The following is a 24,806-nucleotide window of genomic DNA, read 5'->3' as shown; positions in this document are numbered from 1 at the left end:
ACATTAACACTCTTTGCCTTGTGCCTGTTGCCTAGTGCCTAAACACACAACTTAAATCTTATTTTGCACGATTTCCTACTAGTACAAAAAGGATATTTATCAAAGGAATCCAAGGCAAAAAATTGACAGCTAAACGTTTCCAGAAAATCGAAGAAACATTTCTGCCAAGTGCCCATCGCCGACTGCCGAAAGCTTATTTCATAATTGCTTCTTCAAGGTTATACATCATAAGCACCGACTGCATCAAAGCAGCGGCCGTAGGACGTAAATGGGTCTTGTATTTCGCTTTTGCCGATGCCAGCAAAGAAGGCTTCTCTCCTACTCTCAATAGTTTCAGTGCTTTTTGAGGATTTTGACTAAAAACTTCTTTTTCACTGTTAAAATATTTTTCAAATACCGCTAATTCTTTCTCCTTTCCATTTCGACAAAGGACAGTACGAAAAACCTTTTTGATTTTATCATCATCAGTATTGTTTTCAAGAGCTATTTTTTCTGCTAATACTCTAGCCGATTCCAAAATGACAGGGTCATTCAGCATCACTAATGCTTGTAGTGGCGTGTTGGTTCTGGAGCGTTTTACTTCACATTGATCTCGATTTGAAGCATCAAAAATCAGCATAGAAGGTGGTGGAACGGTACGTTTGATAAATACATACATGCCTCTTCGGTAAAGACTATCTCCGTGGTCTTGGATATAACTTTTGAGACTTCCCCGTCCCGATGTGGCTACTTCCCACAGTCCTTTGGGCTGATAAGGTTTTACACTTGGACCTCCAATCATTGGACTCAGCAAACCACTTGTTGTGAGCACAAAATCACGAACCAACTCGGCTGAAAGGCGCATTCTAGGCGCACGAGCCAGCAAAATATTTTCAGGATCTTTGGCCAAATGTTCTTTGGTGATAACAGCAGATTGCTTGTAAGTTGCCGACATAACAATCTGCTTTACCAAGCGCTTGATATTCCAGTGATTGGTACGAAAATCTACCGCTAGCCAATCGAGCAATTGAGGATGAGAAGGCAACTCCCCCTGCATGCCAAAATCGCCCACAGTTTTCACAATTCCACGACCAAAAAACTCCTGCCACATTCGATTGACAAAGACTCTTGCGGTAAGGGGATTTTTCTCATCTGTAAGCCATTGAGCTAAACCAAGACGGTTTTTAGGATATTTTTTAGGATCAAAAGAAAGTAAAAATTTGGGCATTTGTGCCTCAACAAGCTCAGAAGGCTGGTCATAATTTCCACGATTCAATACATGCGTTTTTCGCAGGGTATCCGCATCTTGCATGACCATTACAGAAACATCGGCTGTATCTCTTTTATTGATAAAATTCAAAATACGTTTTACATCCTTACTCGTCAATTTAAGGTTTGGGGGGTCAGCAAAAGAGGCATCAATGGTACCAAATAAACCTTTTTCTGGCACTTGGTTAAAAAAGGCAAAAGCGCTATAATAGTCTTTTTGTTTGATAGGATCATATTTATGGTCATGACATTTGGCGCATTCATAAGTTAATGCCAAAAAGGTTTTACCAAAGGTATTGGTACGATCCGTCACATATTCGACACGGTATTCTTCATCTATTACGCCACCTTCTTGTGTAATTTTATGATTACGGTTGAACCCTGTTGCCAATACGGCCTCTTTCATACGTGGATTTTGTAGATTGCCCTTTTGATTTTTGACAATAACATCCCCAGCCAATTGCCATGTTAAAAATTTGCTGTAACTGTAATTATTGTTAAAAGCATGAATAACCCAATCACGCCATGGCCACATAGTTCTTAAACCATCGTCCTGATAGCCATGCGAGTCGGCATAGCGAGCGACATCTAGCCAGGCAATCGCCATTTTTTCGCCATAGTGTGGCGAAGTAAGTAGCTCATTTACTATTTTCTCATAAGCATTAGGTGAAGGGTCGTTCAAAAAACGTTCTTGTAATTCGAGTGAGGGAGGAAGTCCTGTAATATCTAAACAAAGTCTTTTTAGGAGTCTTTCTTTATCGGCTTCTTCGTTAGGTTTTAGCCCATTTTCTTCCATTTTTGTCAAGGTAAAATAATCAATCGGGCTTTGAGGCCAATTCGTATCATTGACTTTGGGTAACTGAGGTTTTTGAGGTACTGTAAATGCCCAATGAGGTTTATACTTGGCTCCTTGCTTAATCCATTTCTCAATTAAGGTAATTTCTTGCTCTGTCAATTTAAGATTTGAGTTTAATGGAGGCATGATATCAGCAGTATCTTTTGTGACAATACGCAACCATACCGCCGACTCATGGGGCTTTCCTGGCACGATAGCATGAAATTTGGGGTTATCTTTCAGACCAGCGTAGGCGGCTTCTTCGGTATCTAAACGTAAATCAGCCTCTCTTTTGTTGGCATCGGGTCCATGGCATTGAAAACAGCGATCGGAAAGAATGGGGCGAATATGGTAATTATAATCTATCTCCCCTGCGATGGCATCAGCCGATGCACTGCTTCCATTTTTCAGAAAACAAGCAGAAGTGATACAACACAAAGCCAAGAATAAGATTACTAAAAGCTTGTTAGTCAACACGTATGTCAATAGTTTGTTATTCATGAAATGACAGAAATAGTTTGATATTGATGAACCTTATTACTAACAAAGGCCAAAATAATATCGTAATACCCAAATACTTTTTTAGATAAAATTACATTTAATCTCGAAATCGTAATACTGTATTGTCCTGAATCATCCATAACAGGCAACTCTTTTTCTGGGAATCCATTCATTTTTTTCAAATCATCCTTTAGTTGATTTTGGATATATCATATCGGGTAATGCTAGGAAAATAATCCGCTGATCGAGAAAATCATAGGTTCGGAGTACTTCTATTGACTTCAAGCATACTTTTTTACCCAAAAACAGAGCGCACTCATGCATATTTGGAATTTCTGATTTCAGAAATGGTTGGGCTTGTCAGTCCATCATACACCGCTAATGCAGCATGATACATACCCTCTTCTGGATTCACAATCATTTCCATTTTGGAAAAAACCCTTTCATTTTGGAAGGGTTTTTATTTATCCAAAAAGTCCACAAAACAAAAATCATAAAAATAACCAACTGTAAATCAGATTATTACAAGAAATTTATTATAAAAATTGCAGAATTGGAATAGACTTTGGCACACCTAGTAGCAAAGAACAATTAAAAACCCTAAAAAAATGCTACTTACCATCATTCTCGTGCTTTTAGGTCTTCTGGCCTTCTATCTATTCGATTGGACGATAGATTTTTTTGAAAAAATTTAATACACAAAACCCTATTCATCATGATGACGCTATTGCTGGTTTTATCCATCGCCGTTTTTGGCTATTTGTTTTATGTTTTATTAAAACCTGAAAAATTTTAGCCTAACAATCAACTATCGCAATTGTAGGAAAACGCTCAATTTTGAAAATCCCTATTACCCAACATGGAAACTGATTTATTAGGCATCATTGCCACCTTTGTACTGACGATTTTACTGGCATGGCCTTTAGGAAAATACATTTCTGCCATTTATACAGGTGCTCCGCATTGGAGCGACAAAATATTTGGAGGCATAGAAAGACTTTTTTATAAAATTGGCGGAATCAATCCCAAGCTCGAAATGACATGGCAAGAAAGTTTAAAAGCACTTTTAAGCATCAACCTGATTTGGTTTTTGTTTGCTATGTTTATTTTGATGAACCAAGGATGGCTTCCGTGGAATCCCGATCATAATCCTTCTATGTCGCCCGATTTGGCATTTAATACAGCAGTATCGTTTTTGGTAAACTGTAACTTACAACATTATTCAGGCGAAACAGGAATGTCATATCTAGGACAAATCACCTGCTTGATGTTTTTACAATTTGTGACAGCCGCAACTGGTATGGCTGCTTGTGCTGTGGTGTTCAAAGCAATGCGTGAACAAACAAGCCAAAAACTAGGTAACTTCTACACCTATTTCATTCAATCGAACACACGTATTTTGTTACCGTTAGCTTTGATCGTAGCAAGTTTGCTTCTTTTCGAAGGCGTTCCGATGAACATTGAGGGCAAAGCCAGTATCCATACATTGGAGGGCAATACCGTACAAGTGGCTCGTGGACCAGCAGCGGCAATGGTCGCTATCAAGCAATTAGGTACTAACGGCGGTGGGTTCTTTGGTGCAAACTCAAGTCACCCGCTCGAAAATCCTACCTATTGGAGTAATGCCATTGAAAGTATTAGCATTATCTTGATTCCCATTGCAATGGTCTTTGCCTTAGGATTTTACCTCAATCGTAAAAAATTGGCTTTGGTAATTTTTGGAGTAATGACCGTAGGTTTTTTGGCACTTATAGCTCCAGCGCTATATTTCGAATGGCAAGGAAATCCTGCTATTGACCACTTGGGAGTAGCTCAAACTTTAGGTAACATGGAAGGAAAAGAAACTCGTTTTGGAACAACTTTTTCTACTTACTGGGCTATTATTACAACGGTTACCTCTAACGGTTCGGTCAATGCGATGCACGATAGTTTGATGCCATTGACGGGCATGAGTGCGCTACTTGGCATGATGATCAATGCACTTTATGGAGGCGTAGGTGTAGGTTTTCTTAACTTTTATGTATTCATCATCATTTCCGTATTTATTGCTGGTTTGATGGTAGGTCGTACGCCTGAATTGTTTGGGAAAAAGATTGAAGCACGAGAAATGAAAATTGCCACACTCATCGCACTTTTACACCCTTTCTTGATTTTGCTAGGGACCGCTATAGCATCTTACGTAGCACATCAAAAACCTGATATTGGTTGGCTCAATAACCCAGGATTTCATGGTTTTTCAGAAATGCTTTATGAATATACCTCATCTGCGGCGAACAACGGCTCAGGCTTTGAAGGATTAGGCGACAATACACCATTTTGGAATATCTCGACAGGTATTGTCCTGATTTTGAGTAGATATATCCCTATTATTGGTCCAGTGGCTATTGCAGGAATTTTGGCGAAGAAAAAGCATATTCCCTCTGGTGCAGGAACTTTACAGCTCGACACACTGACATTTGGTATCCTGATGTTTGCTGTGATTTTAATCCTAGTAGCTCTTGCCTTCTTCCCTGCCCTAACGCTCGGTCCATTAGCAGAACATTTTTCTTTGAAATAAAACTTGAGTTCAGATAAATTTTTATCCCAACACTCAATCAATAATATGAAAACGACATCCAATGCGCTTTTTACCCAAAAAATGGTAAAAGAAGCTTTATCAGCAGCATTTTCAAAACTCAGTCCCAAACAAATGTACCACAACCCCGTCATGTTTACGGTTGAAATCGGTACGGTGGTGATGTTTTTGGTAAGTATTTATAGTATTTCTCAGCCCGACCAAGGTTCGTTTGTCTATAATGCTATTGTATTTTTTGTGCTTTTTCTGACCTTATTATTTGCCAATTTTGCCGAGGCTATCGCCGAAGCACGTGGCAAAGCACAAGCAGAATCTTTGCGTAAAACTCGTGAGGAAACGCCAGCCAAATTGCTCAAAAACGACCAAATACAATCGGTAAGCTCTTCAAGTTTGACCAAAGGAGATATTTTTATTTGCGAAGCAGGCGATATCATCCCAAGCGATGGTGAGATTATTGAAGGCTTGGCTACTATAGACGAATCAGCCATTACGGGTGAGTCTGCGCCTGTGATTCGTGAAGCAGGTGGTGATAAATCTTCGGTGACAGGTGGGACAAAAGTACTTTCTGATAAAATCAAAGTACGAGTAAGAACACAACCTGGTGAGAGCTTTTTGGATAAAATGATTGCTTTGGTTGAAGGTGCTTCTCGCCAGAAATCACCCAACGAAATCGCCTTGACTATCTTGTTAGCTGGTTTTACCTTAATTTTTATCATCGTATGTGTGAGTCTGAAGCCATTTGCTGACTACGCCAATACGCCGATTACGATTGCGGCTTATATCTCTCTTTTTGTATGTTTGATTCCGACTACGATTGGCGGACTTCTATCAGCCATTGGTATAGCAGGCATGGACAGAGCTTTGCGTGCCAATGTGATTACCAAGTCGGGGAAAGCTGTTGAAACTGCGGGAGATATAGATGTTTTATTATTGGACAAAACAGGTACTATTACTATTGGTAACCGTAAGGCTACGCATTTTTACCCTGCTCCTAATCAAAAAACCGAAGATTTTGTTGAGGCGGTCGTACTGAGCTCATTGGTAGATGAAACTCCAGAAGGTAAATCGGTCATAGAATTGGCTAGTCAAATTGGCTATACGATTCCTAAATTGCCGATGGAAGCCAAAGCCATTCCTTTTACCGCCGAAACTCGTGCTTCTGGTGTGGATTTAGGGAATATAAGTATCAGAAAAGGTGCTATGGATTCTATCAAAAATTGGGTTGAAAAAGCTGGAAATTCTTTTCCTGATGAGGTAGTGGAACGAACCAAAAGCATTGCCAGTAATGGTGGTACACCTTTGGTAGTGGCTCAAAATCAGCAAGTTTTAGGTATTATCGAATTACAAGATATTATCAAAACAGGTATCCAAGAACGTTTTGAACGTTTGAGAAGAATGGGTGTAAAAACTGTTATGGTGACAGGAGATAACCCATTGACAGCCAAATATATTGCTCAAAAAGCTGGCGTTGATGATTTTATCGCAGAAGCCAAACCTGAAGATAAAATGAACTATATCAAAGCCGAGCAAGCCAGTGGTAAACTTGTAGCCATGATGGGTGATGGTACCAACGATGCCCCTGCCCTAGCCCAAGCCGATGTAGGCGTAGCGATGAACTCGGGTACTGCCGCAGCCAAAGAGGCGAGTAATATGGTGGATTTGGACAATGATCCAACCAAATTAATCGAAATCGTAGAAATTGGTAAACAATTATTGATGACGCGCGGTACGCTTACGACTTTCTCGATTGCCAATGACGTAGCCAAATATTTTGCGATTGTACCAGCTTTGTTTGTAGCAAGTATTCCCGCTTTGCAATCTTTGAATATCATGCGTTTGCATTCGCCTGAAAGTGCTATTTTGTCGGCAGTAATTTTCAACGCCCTCATTATTCCAATTTTGATTCCATTGGCCTTGCGTGGCGTCAAATATCGACCAATTGGCGCTTCGGCTTTGTTACAACGTAACTTATTGGTCTATGGCTTTGGCGGCATAATTGTACCTTTTATCGGTATCAAATTACTCGACATGCTGGTATCAGTTTGGTTTTAAATATGAATGAAGAATTGTGAGTTGTGAATGTATTTTTTTTAATCCATAATTCTTCATTCTCCCTTAGCTGTTTAACAAACTCTAAACTTCAATTTCAGCCCTTCAAGTGAAGTTTGAATATCATATTAGTCATTGGAGTAGGCAAGATTTTGTAGATTTCATCTTTTGCCTACTCAATTTAAAAAATTATTACCATGAAAAATCAACTTTTCACAGCCATCAAATTAAGCCTTGCTTGCTTTATTTTGTTGGTAGTTATATATCCCTTGGCAGTTTTGGGAATCGCTCAATTTACACCCAATAAAGGCGATGTGGATTTTGTTAAAGTACGCGACAAAATCGTTGGTGTTAGACAAATAGGACAAACTTACACCCAAGCAAAATATTTTTGGGGTCGTCCTTCAGCAGTAAACTATGATGCGGGTGTGTCGGGTGGTTCAAACAAAGGTCCTTCAAACCCTGATTATATTCAAACCGTTCAGGCTCGACGAGATACTTTTTTAGTACATAATCCAAGTGTCAAAGCCAACGAAATTCCAGCGGAATTATTAACGGCATCAGGCAGCGGACTTGACCCACATATTTCTTTACAAAGTGCATTAGTTCAAGTTGCTAGAGTAGCGAAAGCCAGAAATCATTCTACCGAAATTATTCAAAAAGTAGTGATGAATAGCCTCGAAAAATCTCCTGCGGGTACTCCTTTTGTGAATGTCCTTGAGCTTAATCTGGCTTTGGATAGATTGTAAGTGCTATTGTAGAATTGTGAGTTGTAAATTGTGAATAAGAAATTTTAAGTCCGAAACAGTTTGAAAACTGTTTCAATAAATAAGTCCAAGACTAAGTCTTGAACTAGTGTAAGTTCCTTTTAAAACAACTATGCCTGAGCCTCAATGTCTCAGGCAATTTGAAACAAAACCATGAAAAAATTATTATTGATTTGTGCCTCAGTGCTATTGTTATTGAGTAAAGGATTGGCTCAAACAAACAACTCTACTATCACTTGGTCTGGATATGTAGATGCGTATTATGCCTATGATTTCAACCAACCCGACGATCATCTACGTCCTAGTTTTTTGTACAATCATAATCGTCATAATGAATTCAATATCAACCTAGCGTACATCAAAGGAGCCTATTCATCCACTCGTACACGTGCCAATTTAGCCATCATGGCAGGTACTTATGCCCAATATAATATGGCTGCCGAAAGTCCTTTATTACAGCATATTTTTGAAGCAAATGTTGGAATAAAATTAAGTCAAAAACACGACATTTGGCTCGATGCAGGGATTCTTCCGTCGCATATTGGTTTCGAAAGTGCTGTCTCAAAAGACTGTTGGACGCTCACCAGAAGTATTTTAGCAGAAAACTCCCCTTATTACGAATCTGGCGCTAAACTGAGCTATACCAGTCCCAATCAACAATGGACAGCTAGCGTATTGGCACTCAATGGATGGCAACGCATCAAACGACTTGATGGAAATCAAACTGTTAGCTTGGGAACACAAATTACTCATAAGCCCAACGAAAATTTAACACTTAATTGGAGCACTTATTATGGCAATGAAGGAATAAATAATATCAATCAAAAACGTTATTTCTCAAACCTGTATGCTATTTATCAACATGAAAAATGGGGATTCATCGCAGGTTTTGATTACGGTTCTCAGCAAAAAGCCAATACAGATGGTTACAATAATTGGTATTCCCCTGTGGCGATTGTCCGTTATCAATTAGCTCCAAAAATGCGTCTAGCAGCTCGATACGAATATTATCAAGACAAAAATGGAGTCATTATTTCAACAAATACCCCTGAAGGCTTTCAAGTAACAGGTTATTCGCTCAACTGGGATTATCAAGTAGCCGAAAATGCTGTTTTTAGAATTGAAGCAAAAAATTATCATGCAAATTCAGCCATTTTCACCGAAAAATCCCAACCTAAAAATGACAATTTAGCTATCACCAGCTCAATTGCGGTGCAGTTTTAATTTTATCAGGGACAAAGGGAACAGGCACAAAGTGGCAAAGTATCTAATAGATTTTCTTCACTTTGTGCCTTCGTGCCTTTAATACTGTTCCCTATAAATACAACCTTTATGTCCGACTCAAATACTGCCGCCTATTTCTTGGAACTGATTAGGGCGTCGAAAAGAGGAAAACTCAAAATTTACATAGGAATGTGTGCAGGCGTAGGCAAAACTTACCGCATGCTTCAAGAGGCGCATAGTCTTTTGAAAAATGGGGTAGATGTCAAAATTGCTTTCGTCGAAACGCACCTTCGTGTCGAAACCCATGCCTTGCTCGATGGTTTGCCAATCATTCCGAGGCGGCAGCTATTTTACAAGGGCAAATTGTTGGAAGAAATGGATTTGGAAGGCGTTTTGCGTATTCATCCAGAAGTTGTGATTGTCGACGAACTCGCTCATAGCAATATAGAAGGTTCGAAAAACGAAAAGCGCTGGCAAGATGTGGTGCAATTACTAGACGCAGGAATCAATGTGATTTCGGCAGTAAACATTCAGCATATCGAAAGTTTAAACCAAGAAATTAAACAAATAACCGAGGTTGAAGTCACCGAAAGAATTCCTGATGCGATTTTACAACAAGCCAACGAGGTAGTAAATATTGACCTTACTGCCGACGAATTAATCGACCGACTCAAACAGGGAAAAATATATGAGCCTGCCAAAATTGAAACAGCACTCAAAAATTTCTTTCAGTCTGCTCATATTCTTCAATTGCGAGAACTAGCACTCAAAGAGGTAGCACATCAGGTAGAACGAAAGGTGATTCATGAAGTAAGCGCCGTAAAACTGAGTCCGCAACGGTTTTTGGCTTGCGTAAGTTCCAATGCCCCCCGTTCCAAAATGATTATTCGAAAAACTGCCCGACTAGCTTCTTATTATGATGCCAAATGGTTTGTTTTGTATGTACAAGCCGAAAGTGAAGCAGGTGATAAAATCGATTTATCAGTACAAAGACACTTAATTAACAACCTCAAACTGGCCACGGAATTGGGAGCGGAAGTGGTCAAAATAAAACATAACGATGTTGGATATACGATAATGAGTTTTGCAGAGCAGCAACAAATCTCAACGATATGCTTAGGCAAACCAATTATTGAAGGTTTTAGAGGTATAAAATCTGCCTACTTCTTTACCCAATTACTAAAAAAATTATCTTCGAGTCCGATTGATTTAATATTACTGTCATGACTATCAAAACCAAATTACAGCTAGGGCTTTTGTTTTTATTCGGGGTAATCGTCTTGCTTGGTGGCATGGGCATGTATTATCTCAATCAGCTCAAAGAAGAATCTGCCAATATCCTTACAGATAACTATGAATCAATTAGTTATGTCCAAAAAATGCAAGAAAGTCTTGATCTGGATACACAGACAGATAGTTTGGCGATGATCACATTTGAAAAAAATCTTCAACAACAAGAAAAAAACCTGACCGAAAAAGGCGAAAAAGAAGAAACCATCGAATTAAGAAAAGTTTGGAATTTATATAAAGCTCAGAATAATACGCAATTTCTACCAAGTATAAAAGCCCATCTTTTTGAGATAGCAACCATTAACCAAAATGCTATTTTTAGAAAAAATGAAGCAGCACAAATGATTTCTCAAGAGGCACTTAACTACTTGAAAATCATCACCATTACTTGTTTACTAATCTCCTTTACTTTCGTCATAAATTTTCCTGCCTATCTGGCCAGTCCTATCAAGCAACTCACCGAGGGGATTAGAGCCATTACTGCTAAAAACTATGAACAAAGGTTGCATTTTAGCTCGAATGATGAGTTTGGCGAATTGGCTACTGCATTTAACTTAATGGCACAAAAACTTGATGAATATGAGCATTCGAGTTTGGCTCAAATTCTTTCCGAAAAGAAAAGAATCGAGGCTATTATCAATAAGCTCAACGATGCGGTTATTGGGCTAGACGACCATCAGCATATTCTATTTGTCAACTCCGTTGCTTTGGATTTACTACATATCAACCAAGAGGAATTAGTGGGAAAATCAGCCTTAGATGTAGCACTTCAAAGCGATTTGATGAGAAGTCTATTAAATCATTCTACTGATAATCAAGAAATTAAAATATATACTGGTGGAAAAGAATCTTATTTCTCGAAAGAATGGATTTTAGTAGAAAATGAAGAAAAGCTCTTAGGAAAAGTGATTATTCTCCAAAATATTACCAAATATCATGAGCTAGATGCTGCCAAAACAAACTTTATTGCTACGATTTCTCACGAACTCAAAACCCCTATTTCCTCTATCAAAATGAGTTTGTCTTTGCTCGAAAACCCCAAAATCGGAGAGCTGAATCCAGAGCAACAAGGACTATTACAGAATATCAAAGACGAAAGTCAACGCTTATTGGGTATCACTGGCGAGTTATTGGATTTAACACAGGTCGAAAGTGGTAAAATCAATTTGGCTTTCGAGGCCGTTTCGCCTATTCAAATTATTGATTATGCTAGTATGGCCGTTGGTTTTCAGGCACAACAAAAATCTATCGAATTCCAAATTGACCTTGCGCCTGCCCTGCCGCAGGTATGGGCGGATGCCGAAAAAACCGCTTGGGTTTTAGTCAACCTCTTGACTAATGCCATTCGTTACAGCGAAGTACAAAGTAAAATTTTGATTTCTGTTGTTCAAGAACAAAATCAGGTAGTTTTTGGAGTGCAAGATTTTGGGAAAGGAATAGAAGCCAAATACCTAGATCGGATTTTTGATAAATACTTCCAAGCGCCTAATAGTCCCAAAGGTACAGGTTTGGGCTTGGCAATTGCCAAACAATTTATCGAAGCACAGCAAGGGCAAATACAAGTAAAATCAGAGTTTGGTCAGGGAGCGATTTTTCAATTTTCCTTACCGATTTATGAAGGATAGATTCAGCAAAACCCTCAAAGAGGAATTCTAACGATTTCAGATTGGGGATTTCTGATGTCGAAAATAATGTAAAATACCTCTGTTTGTCAAAAGAAATAGAAGCTTACACTTCCGAAACCCAACAGCCGATATCTCAAATAAGCAGTTTTTATGGTTTTCAGAGAATCATAGTCAAACATCAACAGAAGAATCATATAGCCCAGACAAATAAGGGATTTTATTCTGAAAGAGCCATAGGCAGAGCTCGTTGAGCTTTGCCTATGCTGCTAATATTTATTCTTTGTATCCTAAGGCAAGGAGTTCTTCTCTCGTCTTTTTTACCTTAGTATTGAAATATTGGGTCAAAGTATTATATTCTTTGGACATTGTGGAAAGAATAGAAACTTTTAAACCTTGAATGATGTCTCTTTGTAAGTTTTCATCTAGGCTTTTTTGAGGGTCATAAAAATTATTTGCCTGAATTCGTTGTACCAAATCATCTCGTAAGGTCGGATTTTGACTTAATAATTTTTGCACTAATTCGGCCTCCTTAATTTTATATTCTTGCCAAATATGTTGAAGCTCGGCTTTTTTCTCTTCAATCAAGGCCGTATTTACTTGAACTTTCTTAGCTTCCTTTTTAACCTTCGTTTTTGTTACCTCGTACTTATCGTAAAGATTAGGAGTGCTCACCATCGTATTGAGCATTCCTCCGATGTTATTAACGGTATTACCAGCCTTTATGTAATTGATGGTATACGCAATCCCCTTCTCGATTTGCTCAATCGGTAAATCTTTCAGCCATTTTTTGACTTTGGCTTTAGTAACATAATTACTCACCGTTGCATAAATGCGTTCAAGCTCTTCGGTACTGGCATCTAGCGCCTTTACTTCTTTGGACTTTACTTTTTCACCTACTTTTTCTCGCTGGTTATTTGGATTATCAAAAATATTGAAGGTAATGGCCACTACTTTCTTTTTCAGGATATCTTCCTCAAAAGTAAAATAAATGTCTGTATGCTTCAGTAAGTCTTTTTCTGCTCGTTTAATCAAACCTTTGAAGTGACCATAAAGTTGGTATTCATTGGGTTCGATCGAAAGAAGCGTTTTGAGTTCATCTACCCTAAACTTTCGTTTCCCAATTTTTTGATACTGCTTCAATAACTCAAACAATCGAACCGAGTAAATACTCGACAAGCTCAGAATATTTCTGATATCATATACCAAATATCTTTCCTTCAACTCCAATAAAAAGGGTCTAAGTGCTGGGTGAAAACTCAGCTTGATGTAATCTCCTCGCCCGCGTTCTTCAGGGGTAGCTGTAGACGCTACTAGGTGTGTAGTAAATTGTTCTTTGCGACCATCATCCAAAGTTCGGATAATACCCACTTTTTTGTCTAACAGCTTTTCACCTGCCGATTTGATGCTATCATATACTTGCCCAGAATCATGCAACCCAAATTCTCGAACAATATCTCCTGCATTGATTTGATATTCTCTAAAGTCTGTATCCTCGTGCTTAATCAGAGTAAGCATAAATGCAAATACTCTTGTCTCCCAGATATCAAACTTATATCTAGCTTCTACAAGCTCATTAGCTTTTCGAATGAGCTTAATATCTGAATCGATGATGGGTAATTCTTTCTTTTTAGGTGGCATATCTAATATCCTAGAAATATACAGCAGTACAAATATATCTATCATATCTAATTTTACAACTGATAGATACTGTTTATTTTTTAAGTCAAAAATTACTTTCAATCAAAAACTCCGAACTTTTTGTGATAGTTGTAAAAATTTCATGCCTACAAAAGGCCTCCAAAACACCCAAAAACGACGTTCTCAAAATAATTATTAGCACAAAACAGTTTTCCGAATTATTTGTGATAGTTATGCTAAAACTATGCTCAAAAAGACCTTCAATAAGTGCAATAAAAATCTAGTATTAGCCAATTTTTTTATTCCGAATTATTTGCGATAGTTCCGAATTATTTGTGATAGTTAATTATCCTATTTTCCGAATTATTTGCGATAGATAAAGTGATTTTATGCTCCGAATTATTTGTGATAGTTCCGAATTATTTGTGATAGGTTTCCGAATTATTTGTGATAGATGTGGATAACTTTTCCGAATTATTTGTGATAGTTGCCGAATTATTTGTGATAGATGACCTATTTAACAAAATGATTTTCAAATAGTTATAGAGCCTGAAAGTATTTAAATATTGTTGTTTATTTTAAAAAACAACAACAATAGTGTTTGTTGTTTCTATTTTAATTTTTCAAAAACAATAAAAAACAAAAAAAATATACTAGAAAAGAAACTTTCCTTTATCCCCCAGTTGCGCGGCCCCCCCTTAATGGTTTTCATCAAAAAACGGCTCCGAAAAGATAAGACCTAATGAGAAGTTAGTCATTTGGCTTGAAAATGCAGAATAATGTTCCTAGAATAACCTGTAGCCACATGAATAGATAGCAGAAATAATATTTATGTTTATTTTTTCAAACAAATATATTCAATATGTTTGAAAAGTTAAACATGACAAGTAATTTAGCATCGTACAAAACTTCAAACCGATGCTTACACAAGAAACATTACTTAAGTTTTTGAAAAGACGTTCAGCTTTATCGATTGCTACCCTTGAGAGAGAAGCCTCTTTACCCAAGAATACCCTTTCTGCGGTTCTTAATGGCTCGCGTAATTTGAATGAAAAGCACTTGGCTGACCTTTATCCTGTTGTGACACAATACGGTTTTAATCCTGAGGTTTTTGAAAAAGCACGCGTAATTTCAATTATCAATCACAAAGGTGGTGTAGGAAAGACCACAACTACGGCTTATTTGGGCGAAGCTTTGGCGAATAAGGGCTTTAAAGTACTCTTGATAGACATTGACCCTCAAGGCAGTCTAAGCGAGGTTCTAAACGTAAATGTGGGCGAAACACAGGTATATCATTCCTTGCTCAATTTGGAAGTGCCACTAGCTATTCAAAACGTAATCCCAAATCTTGATATTTCGCCGAGCGATATTGAGCTGAGTACTGCCGAAAAAGAACTCTCCAACAAGATCGGTGGCGAATTACGTTTGAGAGTGGCAATCAATAAAGTTTCGAAAGATTATGACTTCATTTTGATAGATTGTCCTCCTTCGCTCAATATTTTGACCATTACAGCCATGCAAGCCTCGAATAGCTGTTTGATCACGACCCTACCCGAGCAGCTTGCCTACAAAGGACTTGTGGTATTGTTGGAAAGAATCTCAGAAGTAAGAGCGTTGCTAAATCCTTCGCTAGAATTAGACGGCATTGTATTTACGATGGTAAAAAACAACAGCATTCACCGCGAGTACAAAGAACTCATGAGACAGCAATTTTCGGGACTGAGAGTATTTGACTCGGAAATAAAACATTTGATTGATTTTCAAAAAGCCATGGTTGAGCATCTTACCATTAGTGCTTTTAACAAAAGTTCGGAGGCCGCAACCTCCTATCAAAGTCTCGCGGACGAGTTTTTACAATCATTGTACAGTCGTAACGCATAAATTCTCTTAACCTATGGCAAAGAAATCTTTAGCAGAAAAAATGGCTGAAAATAGTCAGGCGCTTCTTCAAACGCTAAAACCCAATACCATCAATAGTTTTAGTACGACAGAAACTATTAAGAAAAATATTGTTGTCCTCGACGAGCTACGCGACCTGATTCCTCCTTTGTTGGAGGCAGAATATTTAGCCCTGAAAGACAATTTGATAAAACATGGTTGTAAAGACCCTTTAAAAATTTGGCGTACCACCAAGCACGTGGTAGGACAAACAGATTCGTCGGATGACGAAATATATGTACTGATTGACGGACACAACCGCTATAAGTTGTGTACTGAGCTGGGTATTTCTTTTAATATTCAAATTGACAATTTTGAGTCGCTGAAAGAAGTACGAGATTTTATGATTGACTTCCAGTTGAGTCGTCGTAATATTACTCCACAACAAGCGTCATATTTGAGGGGATTACGCTATAATTCAGAGAAAAAAGAACTAGCCGATAACCTCAAAGGAGGCATTGTCCAAAACGAAAATTTGCCTAATGGGCAAAATGTCCATCTGGGAGAAAACCCTAAAAAAACCACTGCTCAAGAGCTAGGAGAGTACTTCAATGTAGATGAAAAAACGATTCGTCGTGATGCTGAATTTGCCAAAGGTTTAGAACGCCTCGACCCCGTTTTTCGCAAGGAAGTGTTGAATGGAAAAGCAAGAGTTGAAAAATCAAAGATTCAAAAACTAGGTAAAGCCAGTGAAGTACTTAGTCCAATTTCAAGCGTAGACGATGTAATTGCGGTATACAACCAAATTGTCACAACGGAGCAAACCAAAGGCGTAGAAAGCCCACAGAAGTCAAACTTGGAGTTGCAATATGAAAAGCTTAACAAACAGCTTTTAAAGGCTTGTAAATCGAAGAAAGTAGATAAAGGTAGTGTGCAAAAATTGAAAGAAACATTTGAAGCATTTATTAACTCAATCCCACAAGGATAGGTGAATGCAGAATGGTGAGTTAGTAGTTTACGAAGAATTTCCAACTATTGCAGATTGGGGATTTCTAATTTCGGAAATGTAATCCCTAATTTTTGACCAACGATTCCAATTAGCGGGTGAATTTATTCACCTTTACAATCATTAAATAAATCGTGCACAATAGAATTTAAGTTATATGCCTAGGCAGTAGGCAACAGGTACTAGGCACAGAGTTTTAACATGTTTTAAAAAACAAAGAAATGCTTTGCTTTTTCCCAAAGCCTACCGCCGAAAGCCGATATCTGAAAGCCTAAAGCTCAAACCTTAAATTTTATTTTGCCCACTAACTTAAGAGTAACGAAATTTATATATTTCGTTACTCTTTTTTATATCTGTATATCTAAAAAATTTAACTGTAAGTAGAATTTGTATAACTTTCCCTTTTTTAATAACTTAATTTTGATTAGCTCACCAGAGCCAAATAACTGACTGAATTGATTATAAAGACCAATTATTATTACTAATCTATCCAACCTTTTAACAGAACAATGAATAGAAGAGATGTTATAAAAAATGTAGCCATGATGCTGGGCGGTGCGTTTTCGGCTCCTACACTCATGGCGATGAATCATTGGGAAAAACCTATTCAATCTCATCCTAATGGAGTTGCTTTTAGCTTGACTCAAATACAGCGCAATATCGTAGCTGAAATTGCTGAATTGATCCTTCCCAAAACTACAGCTCCCAACGACGTTTCGCCTGGTGCAAAGGATGTGGGTGTTCCTGCCTTCATCGAAATGATGATGAAGGATTGCTATTTACAACCCGAGCAACTGAGTTTTATGGAAGGTTTGGTAAAGATGGAACAAGTAAATTTTTTGGAGCTCAACGATAATGAGCGTAAAGGTATCCTCAAGTACTTGGAGCAAGAAACCAAGGCAGAAATGAAAGCCCGTCAAATGAAACAAACCAAAATGGGCGATAACGACGACCATGAGGATATTAAAAAAGTAGCGAAAGGATTACCATTTTGGCGACTCATAAAAGAGCTGACACTTTTGGGGTATTTTACTTCTGAAGAAGGAATCAAAGCTTCTTTTGAGTATGTGCAAATACCGGGGAAAGTAGAGAATATCAAGCTGAAACCCAATCAAAAATCATATGCTTACTAGGCGAGAATAATAGAATTGTGAGTTATAAATTGTGAATTGTCATAACCTAAAATAGGGTGCTAGTTAACAATATTGAGTTCAATTCTATTCTTCTGCTAAAGTATTTTTAACTGTTAAATCGCTGAAAATAATGTATTTGAATATAAAAGCTACTAAAAATAACACCTTTGATGCAATCGTTGTTGGCTCGGGTATGACGGGCGGTTTTGCCGCAAAGGAATTAACCGAAAAAGGATTAAATGTATTGATGATTGAGCGTGGTCGTGAAATAAAACATCCGCAAGATTATGATACTGCCATGAAACAGCCTTGGGAAGTAGAGCATAGGGGCAAGGTTACGGCGCATTCGGCTGAGGAACTTTGGGCAAATAAGCGCTTTGGCAATTTGGCTAATGATGAATCAGGTTCGTTTTTTACGAATGATAAAGACAATCCATATATTGAAAAACGCCCTTTCGACTGGATTCGTGCATACCATACAGGCGGCAAATCGATGCACTGGGGGCGCCAGTCGTATCGTTTCAATAAAGAAGATTTTGAGGCTAATGCCAAAGAAGGCATCGGTATCGACTGGCCAATCCGTTATGATGATTTGGCTCCTTGGTATACTTACGTAGAAAAATTTGTAGGAGTGAGCGGACAAAAAGAAGGGCTTGATGTATTGCCCGATGGTCATTTTTTGCCAGCTATGCCACTGTTTGCACCCGAAGTACATTTCAAGAAAATGATGCTTGAAAAATTTAATCGTCCTGTAACGGTCGGACGTGTGGCCAATCTCTCACAACCCCAAGAGTGGCATACCAAACTAGGCAGAGCTTCATGTCAATATCGCAACAAATGTGTGCGTGGATGTCCTTATGGCGCCTATTACAGCTCGCTTTCAGGGGCCATTCCAGCCGCCAATCTGACCAAGCGTTTGAGTATGTTACACGATACCATTGTAGCCGAGATTCTTTATGATGAGCAAAAACAACGAGCTACTGGTGTACGTGTAATCAATCAAAAAACAAATCAAGTAGAAGAGTATTTTGCTAAAATTATCTTCTTAAACGCTGGAGCCATGAACACCGCCGCTTTGATGCTCAATTCAAAATCTAACCGTTTTCAGAACGGTTTAGGAAATGATAGCGATCAAGTGGGACGTAATATCATGGATCACCATTTGGGCGTAGGCGCTACGGCTACGGTGGAAGGTTTCTTGGACGACTATGTGTATGGTCAGCGACCTAATGCACTTTATATCCCTCGTTTCCGTAACTGGGGCAATGACAAGCAATCTTATCTCAGAGGCTTTGGTTATCAGGGCGGAGCAAGTCGTGAAGGTTGGAGTAGGGGAGTAAATGCAGATGGATTTGGCGGTGACTTCAAACAAAGTCTGACCAAGCCTGGGCAATGGACAATTGGTTTTGGTGGTTTTGGCGAAGTATTGCCTAATCCCGAAAATCGTATGTATCTCGACCCAACCCGTAAAGATAAATGGGGCGTACCAATGATTGTTTTTGATGCCGCCTTCGGCGAAAACGAAATCATGATGCGAAAAGATATTATGAATTCGGCTATGGAAATGATGGACGCTGCGGGCTTCAAGAATATTACTGGCTACAACCGCCCAGAAGTACATTTAGGCTTGGGTATTCACGAAATGGGAACAGCACGCATGGGACGTGATGCCAAAACATCTGTTTTGAATGCCTTCAACCAAGTTCATGCTGTAAAAAATGTTTTCGTGACTGATGGTGCTGCAATGACTTCGTCATCATGCGTCAATCCTTCTATTACTTACATGGCTTTAACAGCTCGTGCAGCCGATTATGCCGTGAAAGCCTTGAAGAAAAGAGAGCTTTAAATGCAATTTTAAATAGGTTTTGGAAGGCACAAGGAAAACACTAGCTTTGTGCCTTTTTTATTTCATTTTCGAAAAAATCAAAGGCATACATTTAGGGTCAAGCGTGCTCATTTCTACCAATTTAAGAGATTTTACCATGTGTAAAGTTGCCTTTTTGTAATGTAAAAAATGAGGCGTTTTCAAATGACTTTGATACGCTTCTTTACTGGCATATATTTCCAAAAGTCGGAAAGTGATAGGATGTTCTTTTTGAAACATCGGAAAAATTGAAATAACGCCCGTTTCCAACTTGACAGACATAGACGATTCTTCTTTCAAATAAGTAGCGTTGATTTCTATATTGGCAATACGAACCATCAGGATAATCGACTCAATATAGGCTTTGCTTCAGTCGGCAACGATAATCATGAACTTAATTGGTTGTGAATCCTCATGACCAGACAGACCCTTCCACAAAGCCGCATAAATCCGCTATTTTTATCTTATCATTAACCGATACTATATTCTGAAGAGTTGTTTATGCCTTATTTGAGTTATATCCAATAAGGCATAAACAACATGCTTAGTGTCAAGAACAAATTTCTCATTATCGCAATAACAAAATAACCCCAAACATATTCCTATTCTATGAAAAATAACAATGATGCTGCTTCGAGAAGAAGATTTTTGCAACAAATTGGTGCAACAACCCTCATTTCTGCTACTTCGCCATTTGCTTCACTGGCTAATCAAGGCAAGGCCGAAGAACGTATTTTGCAGTACAACAAAAAGATTACTGCCAATGACAAAATCCGGATAGGTGTAATTGGCTACGGCGTACAAGGGCATTTTGATTTGAGCACTGCACTCAAAGTACCTGGTGTTGAATTAGCTGGTATATGTGACTTATATACAGGTAGAATCGAGAATGCCAAAGAGCAATTTGGCAAAGACCTTTTTACCACCCGAAACTACAAAGAGCTATTAGATAGACCCGATATTGATGCCGTCTTGATTTGCACAACAGACTGTTGGCATGCTCGTATTACCCTCGATGCCCTCGCCAAAGGTAAGCACGTCTATTGCGAAAAACCGATGGTCTACAAAATCAGCGAAGGTCATCCAGTGATTGAAGCAAGCAAAAAATCAGGAAAGGTTTTGCAGGTTGGTAGCCAGCGCGTGAGTAGCCTTGGCTATGCCAAAGCCAAAGAATTGTTAGCGGCTGGTGAAATCGGAAAGCTCAACATGGTAAATGCCGTTTACGACCGCCAAAGCTCAATTGGCTCTTGGGAATACACGATTCCCAAAGATGCAGATGCTATGACTACCAACTGGGACAAGTTTATAGAAGTAACCGAAAAAATGGCATTTGACGCTAAAAAATTTTTCTGGTGGCGAGCCTTCAAAGAAGTAGGAACAGGCGTTGCAGGCGACTTATTTATTCACTTATTGAGTGGTACGCATTTGATTACCAACTCAAAAGGTCCTGAAACAATTTTTAGTACAGGACAATTTAGCTATTGGAAAGACGGTCGTAATATGCCAGACGTAATGTCGGGCGTGATGCAATATCCAGATTGTGCCGAGCACGATGCTTTCCAGTTGACTTTACAAGTAAACTTTATCAGCGGAACAGGTGGACAGGAAATCATCAGACTCATTGGTTCTGAGGGAGTTATTGAAGTAATGGGTAATAATATCACCATCAAACATAGCATTATGCCCGAAGCGCCAGGTTTTGGTGGTTATGATTCATTATTTACTTTTTCCAAAAGTATGCAAACCGAAATGCAGGCCGATTATGATGCCAAATGGACGCCAGAACAGCGTAAAAGAAAAACGAAAGACGATATTGTTTTCAAAGTACCAGCAGGCTACAGCGACCACCTCGACCATTTTACCAACTTCTTTGATGCCATTCGTACAGGTAAACAGGTAGTCGAAGATGCTACTTTCGGCTTTAGAGCGGCAGCGCCAGCCTTGGCATGTAACGAAAGTTATTTCTCTAAAAAAATCATCCAGTGGGATCCTGTGAAAATGAAGCTCAAGTAGGTGCTGTTTAAACGGTATGAGTCACTTAAGTTAGTGGGTAAAAGAAAATTTAAGATTGTTCTTTGGGCTTTCAGGTAACGGCTTTCGGCGGTGGGCTTTGGAAAAAAGCATGTTAAAACTCTTTGCCTAGTTCCTAAGCACATAACATAAATCTTATTCTGCACGATTACTTGTAAAGAAAAGTTTTAAATAATTCATATCTAAAAATACTTTAAAAACTGGGTGCTTTTCGGAAAATGATTCTTTTCGAATAGCACCCAGTTTTTATGACGTAAAAAAAGTAAAGAGCCCAAATAGCTTTATCTTTGTTCGGATAAAAAAACATTTCCCAACCTTACTTCAAACCAAACTAGAAATATGAAAAAATGGAATACTTTTTCTCGAAAAGATTTTCTTAAAAACTCCACTTTAGCGCTTACAGGACTTTCTATGACGAAAGGACTGGCACAGAATATGATGTCGTCCGACAGTACATTTCAGGTATTGGGGGGCAAATTGACTTATAAAAATGTTCGTCTCGAAACTGGATTTGAATACGAAGAAGGAGAGGTGATTGCGACCAAAACGGATTTGTTTTTAGTTGAAATTGAAAATGGAAAAATCAGTAAAATAGCGCCCAATCAGCCTCAAGCAAAGGCGATTGATGCCAAAGGACATTTGATGTTACCTTCATTTCGAGATATGCACATTCATTTAGATAAAACTTTTTATGGAGATAAATGGCAGGCTACTCGAAAAAGAACCAATGGCGTAAAAGGAATGATTGCCTTAGAACAAAAGATGTTGCCCGAACTCCTCAAAACTTCTACTCAAAAGGCCGAAAAACTCATTGAGCTGTTACAGTCAAAAGGAACCAATTTTGCCCGAAGCCATGTCAATATCGAACCTACCTCAAAACTTCAATCTTTGAAGAACTTACAAAAAGCCCTTGAAAATAAGAAAAAAACCTTTGGTGCTGAGCTCGTTGCTTTTCCGCAACATGGGGTATTTTATACTGACTCGGTGCCTTTTTTGAAAGATGCCGCTCAAATGAATATTGATTTTATTGGTGGTGTTGACCCATATACCATCGATGGAGCTATCGAAAAAACCATTGATTTTACCGTTCAGCTAGCGCTTGACAACAACAAAGGAATCGACATTCATTTACACGAATCAGGCGAATCGGGGCTTAAAACTGTTGAATATTTAATCCAAAAAGTCAACGAAAATCCTGTGCTCAAAGGCAAGACTTTTGTGAGTCATTGTTTTGTTTTGGGAAAATTAGAAAAAAACAAACAGGAGGAAGTGGCTGAAAAATTGGGGGCTTCTCAAATCGGTATTGCCTCAACTATTCCCATTGGATCGTTGATAATGCCTATTCCAACACTTTATAAATACCAAGTTAATGTAGTCACTGGAAATGACAGCATCGTAGATCATTGGAATACTTATGGCACAGGTAGTGTTTTACAAAAAGCCAATCTGATGGCACAATTGTACGGCTACAACACCGAATTTTTGCTTTCAAGAAGTCTCAAATTGGCTACTGGAAATATCCTTCCACTTAATGACCAAGGTCAACAACAATGGCCAAAGATAGGCGATAAGGCCAACATCGCTTTTGTCGATGCCAGTTGTTCGGCCGAAGCCGTGGCGCGAGTATCTCCTGTTACATCTTTAGTGTTTGAAGGAAATGTGGTGTATTAAGTATGAGTGATGAATTGTGAGTGATGAGTTTTGAGTGTAATTTTATGATTACTAATATTTTACTTTAGTATTTTTTAAAGAAAGTGCTTTCACGTATGATAGGTATCACTTAAGACTATTGATTTTGCTAGAAAACTATTTTTATCGGTATGCGTTACAAGAATACTGATTTCGGAAACGTTTGCGATAGTTAGTGGAAAAAAATCCTGAAAAATCTTTAAAAATCGTGATTACATAGTGCTACCTTAATGCCGAAGTATATGTTTTTCTATTCGTAGAAAAATCTTCTTTTTGCATTATTCTCAGAAATATTATATCTCCAATTACAAACCTAAATAGCCTTGAACAATTTCAACATACTTACAAAAACTTGTATTACGGCACTCATCGTGGGTGCTCATACCTTCAGTTTTGCCCAAACACAAGGGCTCAAAGATTATTATCAATCCTACTTTCCTATTGGTGTGGCAGTAAATCAAAGAGTCATCACTAACGAGGCTGAAAGTAAATTGATTGTCCAAGAATTTAATAGCATTACGCCCGAAAATGCCATGAAAATGGGACCTATTCATCCCTCAGAAAATGAATATAATTGGGCTCCCGTAGACGAAATGCTGGGATATGCTAAGATTCATGGTATGAAAATGCGAGGACATACGCTTTGCTGGCATAATCAAACGCCTGCATGGTTTTTTATGAAAGACGGAGTGAAGGTTAGTAAAGCCCTTTTATTGGAGCGGTTGAAAGTTCATATTGGTATGATTATGTCTCGTTATCGTGGACAAATTTATGCTTATGATGTAGTCAACGAAGCTGTGCCAGATGCAGGTACAGAAATGCTACGTCCGAGCCCATTTTTAGAAATCATTGGAGAAGAATACATTGCCAAAGCTTTTGAGTATGCACACACTGCCGACCCTACGGCACAGCTTTTCTACAATGATTATAATACCGAAAACCCTCAGAAAAGAGAAAAAATCTATCAATTACTAAAAAACTACTAGCTCAAGGTGTGCCTATTCACGGCGTTGGCTTGCAAGGTCACTGGTCTATTTATGAGCCTTCATATCAAGGATTGGAGGAGTCTATCAAGAAATTTTCTTCTTTGGGATTAAAGGTTCAAATCACAGAAATGGATGTCTCTGTTTTTCAAAAAGAGCATGAAAGTCGTGAAAAAACAGCTAAAGATAAGTTGGTGCTTACCGATGCGATTTTGCAAAAACAAGCCGAACATTATGGCAAAATGTTTGAAATTTTCAGGAAATACAAGTCTGTCATTACAGGTGTTACCTTTTGGAATGTTGCAGATAATCGTTCTTGGCTTGATAATTTTCCTGTGAAAGGACGAAAAGATTATCCTTTGCTTTTTGATGAAAATTTTAAGCCAAAACCTGCTTATTTTAAGGTGATTGACTGGAAAAAATAATATAAACTACTCAAGAAATATAAGTCATCCCGAATTGTAGAATTG

General features: G+C 38.4%; 19 protein-coding genes. 15 read left to right on the top strand and 4 right to left on the bottom strand.

Annotation, left to right across the window (positions count from 1 at the left end):
• Positions 1-193: 193 nt before the first annotated feature.
• Both BWI92_RS16010 and BWI92_RS27340 read right to left on the bottom strand, forming a co-directional pair.
• On the bottom strand, positions 194-2,584 hold the full coding sequence (locus BWI92_RS16010; protein ID WP_095164261.1) for a DUF1553 domain-containing protein: 2,391 nt from the start codon (positions 2,582-2,584) through the stop codon (positions 194-196).
• Entirely contained in the window at positions 2,581-2,757 is a 177-nt protein-coding gene (locus tag BWI92_RS27340) for a hypothetical protein (protein ID WP_176464449.1), read from the bottom strand. The genes BWI92_RS16010 and BWI92_RS27340 overlap by 4 nt, the downstream gene beginning before the upstream one ends.
• A 542-nt stretch (positions 2,758-3,299) precedes the next feature.
• Here BWI92_RS27340 and kdpF point away from each other — a divergent pair.
• The 7 genes from kdpF to BWI92_RS15975 all read left to right on the top strand — a co-directional run bounded on the left by kdpF (position 3,300) and on the right by BWI92_RS15975 (position 12,114).
• On the top strand, positions 3,300-3,380 hold the full coding sequence (gene kdpF, locus BWI92_RS28880; protein ID WP_095164260.1) for a K(+)-transporting ATPase subunit F: 81 nt from the start codon (positions 3,300-3,302) through the stop codon (positions 3,378-3,380).
• A 63-nt stretch (positions 3,381-3,443) separates the two neighbouring features.
• On the top strand, positions 3,444-5,141 hold the full coding sequence (kdpA, locus tag BWI92_RS16000) for a potassium-transporting ATPase subunit KdpA (protein ID WP_095164259.1): 1,698 nt from the start codon (positions 3,444-3,446) through the stop codon (positions 5,139-5,141).
• Between the two features lie 45 nt (positions 5,142-5,186).
• Positions 5,187-7,211 carry a potassium-transporting ATPase subunit KdpB gene (kdpB, locus tag BWI92_RS15995; RefSeq protein ID WP_176464448.1) on the top strand — a complete coding sequence of 675 codons (2,025 nt, stop codon included), beginning with the start codon at positions 5,187-5,189 and terminating at the stop codon, positions 7,209-7,211.
• Positions 7,212-7,405: 194 nt separating this feature from the next.
• On the top strand, positions 7,406-7,957 hold the full coding sequence (gene kdpC, locus BWI92_RS15990; RefSeq protein ID WP_095164258.1) for a K(+)-transporting ATPase subunit C: 552 nt from the start codon (positions 7,406-7,408) through the stop codon (positions 7,955-7,957).
• 171 nt (positions 7,958-8,128) lie between these two features.
• Positions 8,129-9,199, top strand: a complete 1,071-nt coding sequence (locus BWI92_RS15985) for a porin (RefSeq protein ID WP_095164257.1) — start codon at positions 8,129-8,131, stop codon at positions 9,197-9,199.
• A gap of 108 nt (positions 9,200-9,307) precedes the next feature.
• Positions 9,308-10,426 carry a sensor protein KdpD gene (locus BWI92_RS15980; protein WP_095164256.1) on the top strand — a complete coding sequence of 373 codons (1,119 nt, stop codon included), beginning with the start codon at positions 9,308-9,310 and terminating at the stop codon, positions 10,424-10,426.
• Positions 10,423-12,114, top strand: coding sequence for an ATP-binding protein (locus BWI92_RS15975; protein WP_095164255.1), 1,692 nt, complete (start codon positions 10,423-10,425; stop codon positions 12,112-12,114). Before BWI92_RS15980 ends, BWI92_RS15975 begins: the two co-directional genes overlap by 4 nt.
• 273 nt (positions 12,115-12,387) lie before the next feature.
• Here the strand turns inward: BWI92_RS15975 and BWI92_RS15965 are convergent, their stop codons facing one another.
• Positions 12,388-13,797, bottom strand: a complete 1,410-nt coding sequence (locus tag BWI92_RS15965; RefSeq protein ID WP_141234807.1) for a replication initiation protein — start codon at positions 13,795-13,797, stop codon at positions 12,388-12,390.
• An 873-nt stretch (positions 13,798-14,670) separates the two neighbouring features.
• On the opposite strand from BWI92_RS15965, the gene BWI92_RS15960 reads away from it, so the two are divergent.
• From BWI92_RS15960 to BWI92_RS15945, 4 genes are all read left to right on the top strand, one after another.
• A complete protein-coding gene (locus BWI92_RS15960; RefSeq protein ID WP_095164252.1) occupies positions 14,671-15,633 on the top strand; it encodes a ParA family protein in 963 nt (320 codons plus the stop codon).
• A 13-nt stretch (positions 15,634-15,646) separates the two neighbouring features.
• Positions 15,647-16,618, top strand: coding sequence for a hypothetical protein (locus BWI92_RS15955; protein ID WP_176464447.1), 972 nt, complete (start codon positions 15,647-15,649; stop codon positions 16,616-16,618).
• Between the two features lie 527 nt (positions 16,619-17,145).
• On the top strand, positions 17,146-17,769 hold the full coding sequence (locus tag BWI92_RS15950; RefSeq protein ID WP_095164251.1) for a gluconate 2-dehydrogenase subunit 3 family protein: 624 nt from the start codon (positions 17,146-17,148) through the stop codon (positions 17,767-17,769).
• Between the two features lie 130 nt (positions 17,770-17,899).
• The gene (locus BWI92_RS15945; protein WP_095164250.1) at positions 17,900-19,615 is read left to right on the top strand and encodes a GMC oxidoreductase; all 1,716 of its coding nucleotides are present in this window, start codon (positions 17,900-17,902) and stop codon (positions 19,613-19,615) included.
• Positions 19,616-19,672: 57 nt separating this feature from the next.
• Here the strand turns inward: BWI92_RS15945 and BWI92_RS15940 are convergent, their stop codons facing one another.
• Entirely contained in the window at positions 19,673-19,972 is a 300-nt protein-coding gene (locus tag BWI92_RS15940) for a putative quinol monooxygenase (RefSeq protein WP_095164249.1), read from the bottom strand.
• A gap of 270 nt (positions 19,973-20,242) precedes the next feature.
• On the opposite strand from BWI92_RS15940, the gene BWI92_RS15935 reads away from it, so the two are divergent.
• The 4 genes from BWI92_RS15935 to BWI92_RS28705 all read left to right on the top strand — a co-directional run bounded on the left by BWI92_RS15935 (position 20,243) and on the right by BWI92_RS28705 (position 24,761).
• Positions 20,243-21,646: a Gfo/Idh/MocA family protein gene (locus tag BWI92_RS15935; protein WP_095164248.1), complete on the top strand. Its 1,404-nt coding sequence runs from the start codon at positions 20,243-20,245 to the stop codon at positions 21,644-21,646.
• A 357-nt stretch (positions 21,647-22,003) separates the two neighbouring features.
• Positions 22,004-23,335: an amidohydrolase gene (locus BWI92_RS15930; RefSeq protein WP_095164247.1), complete on the top strand. Its 1,332-nt coding sequence runs from the start codon at positions 22,004-22,006 to the stop codon at positions 23,333-23,335.
• A gap of 341 nt (positions 23,336-23,676) precedes the next feature.
• Entirely contained in the window at positions 23,677-24,339 is a 663-nt protein-coding gene (locus BWI92_RS28710) for an endo-1,4-beta-xylanase (protein WP_310588913.1), read from the top strand.
• A gap of 8 nt (positions 24,340-24,347) precedes the next feature.
• Entirely contained in the window at positions 24,348-24,761 is a 414-nt protein-coding gene (locus tag BWI92_RS28705; protein WP_310588911.1) for an endo-1,4-beta-xylanase, read from the top strand.
• Positions 24,762-24,806 lie beyond the last annotated feature (45 nt).

The sequence above is a fragment of the Flectobacillus sp. BAB-3569 genome (assembly GCF_002270355.1).
GTDB lineage: Bacteria > Bacteroidota > Bacteroidia > Cytophagales > Spirosomataceae > Flectobacillus > Flectobacillus roseus.
This window is presented reverse-complemented; position numbering and strand designations above follow the sequence as displayed.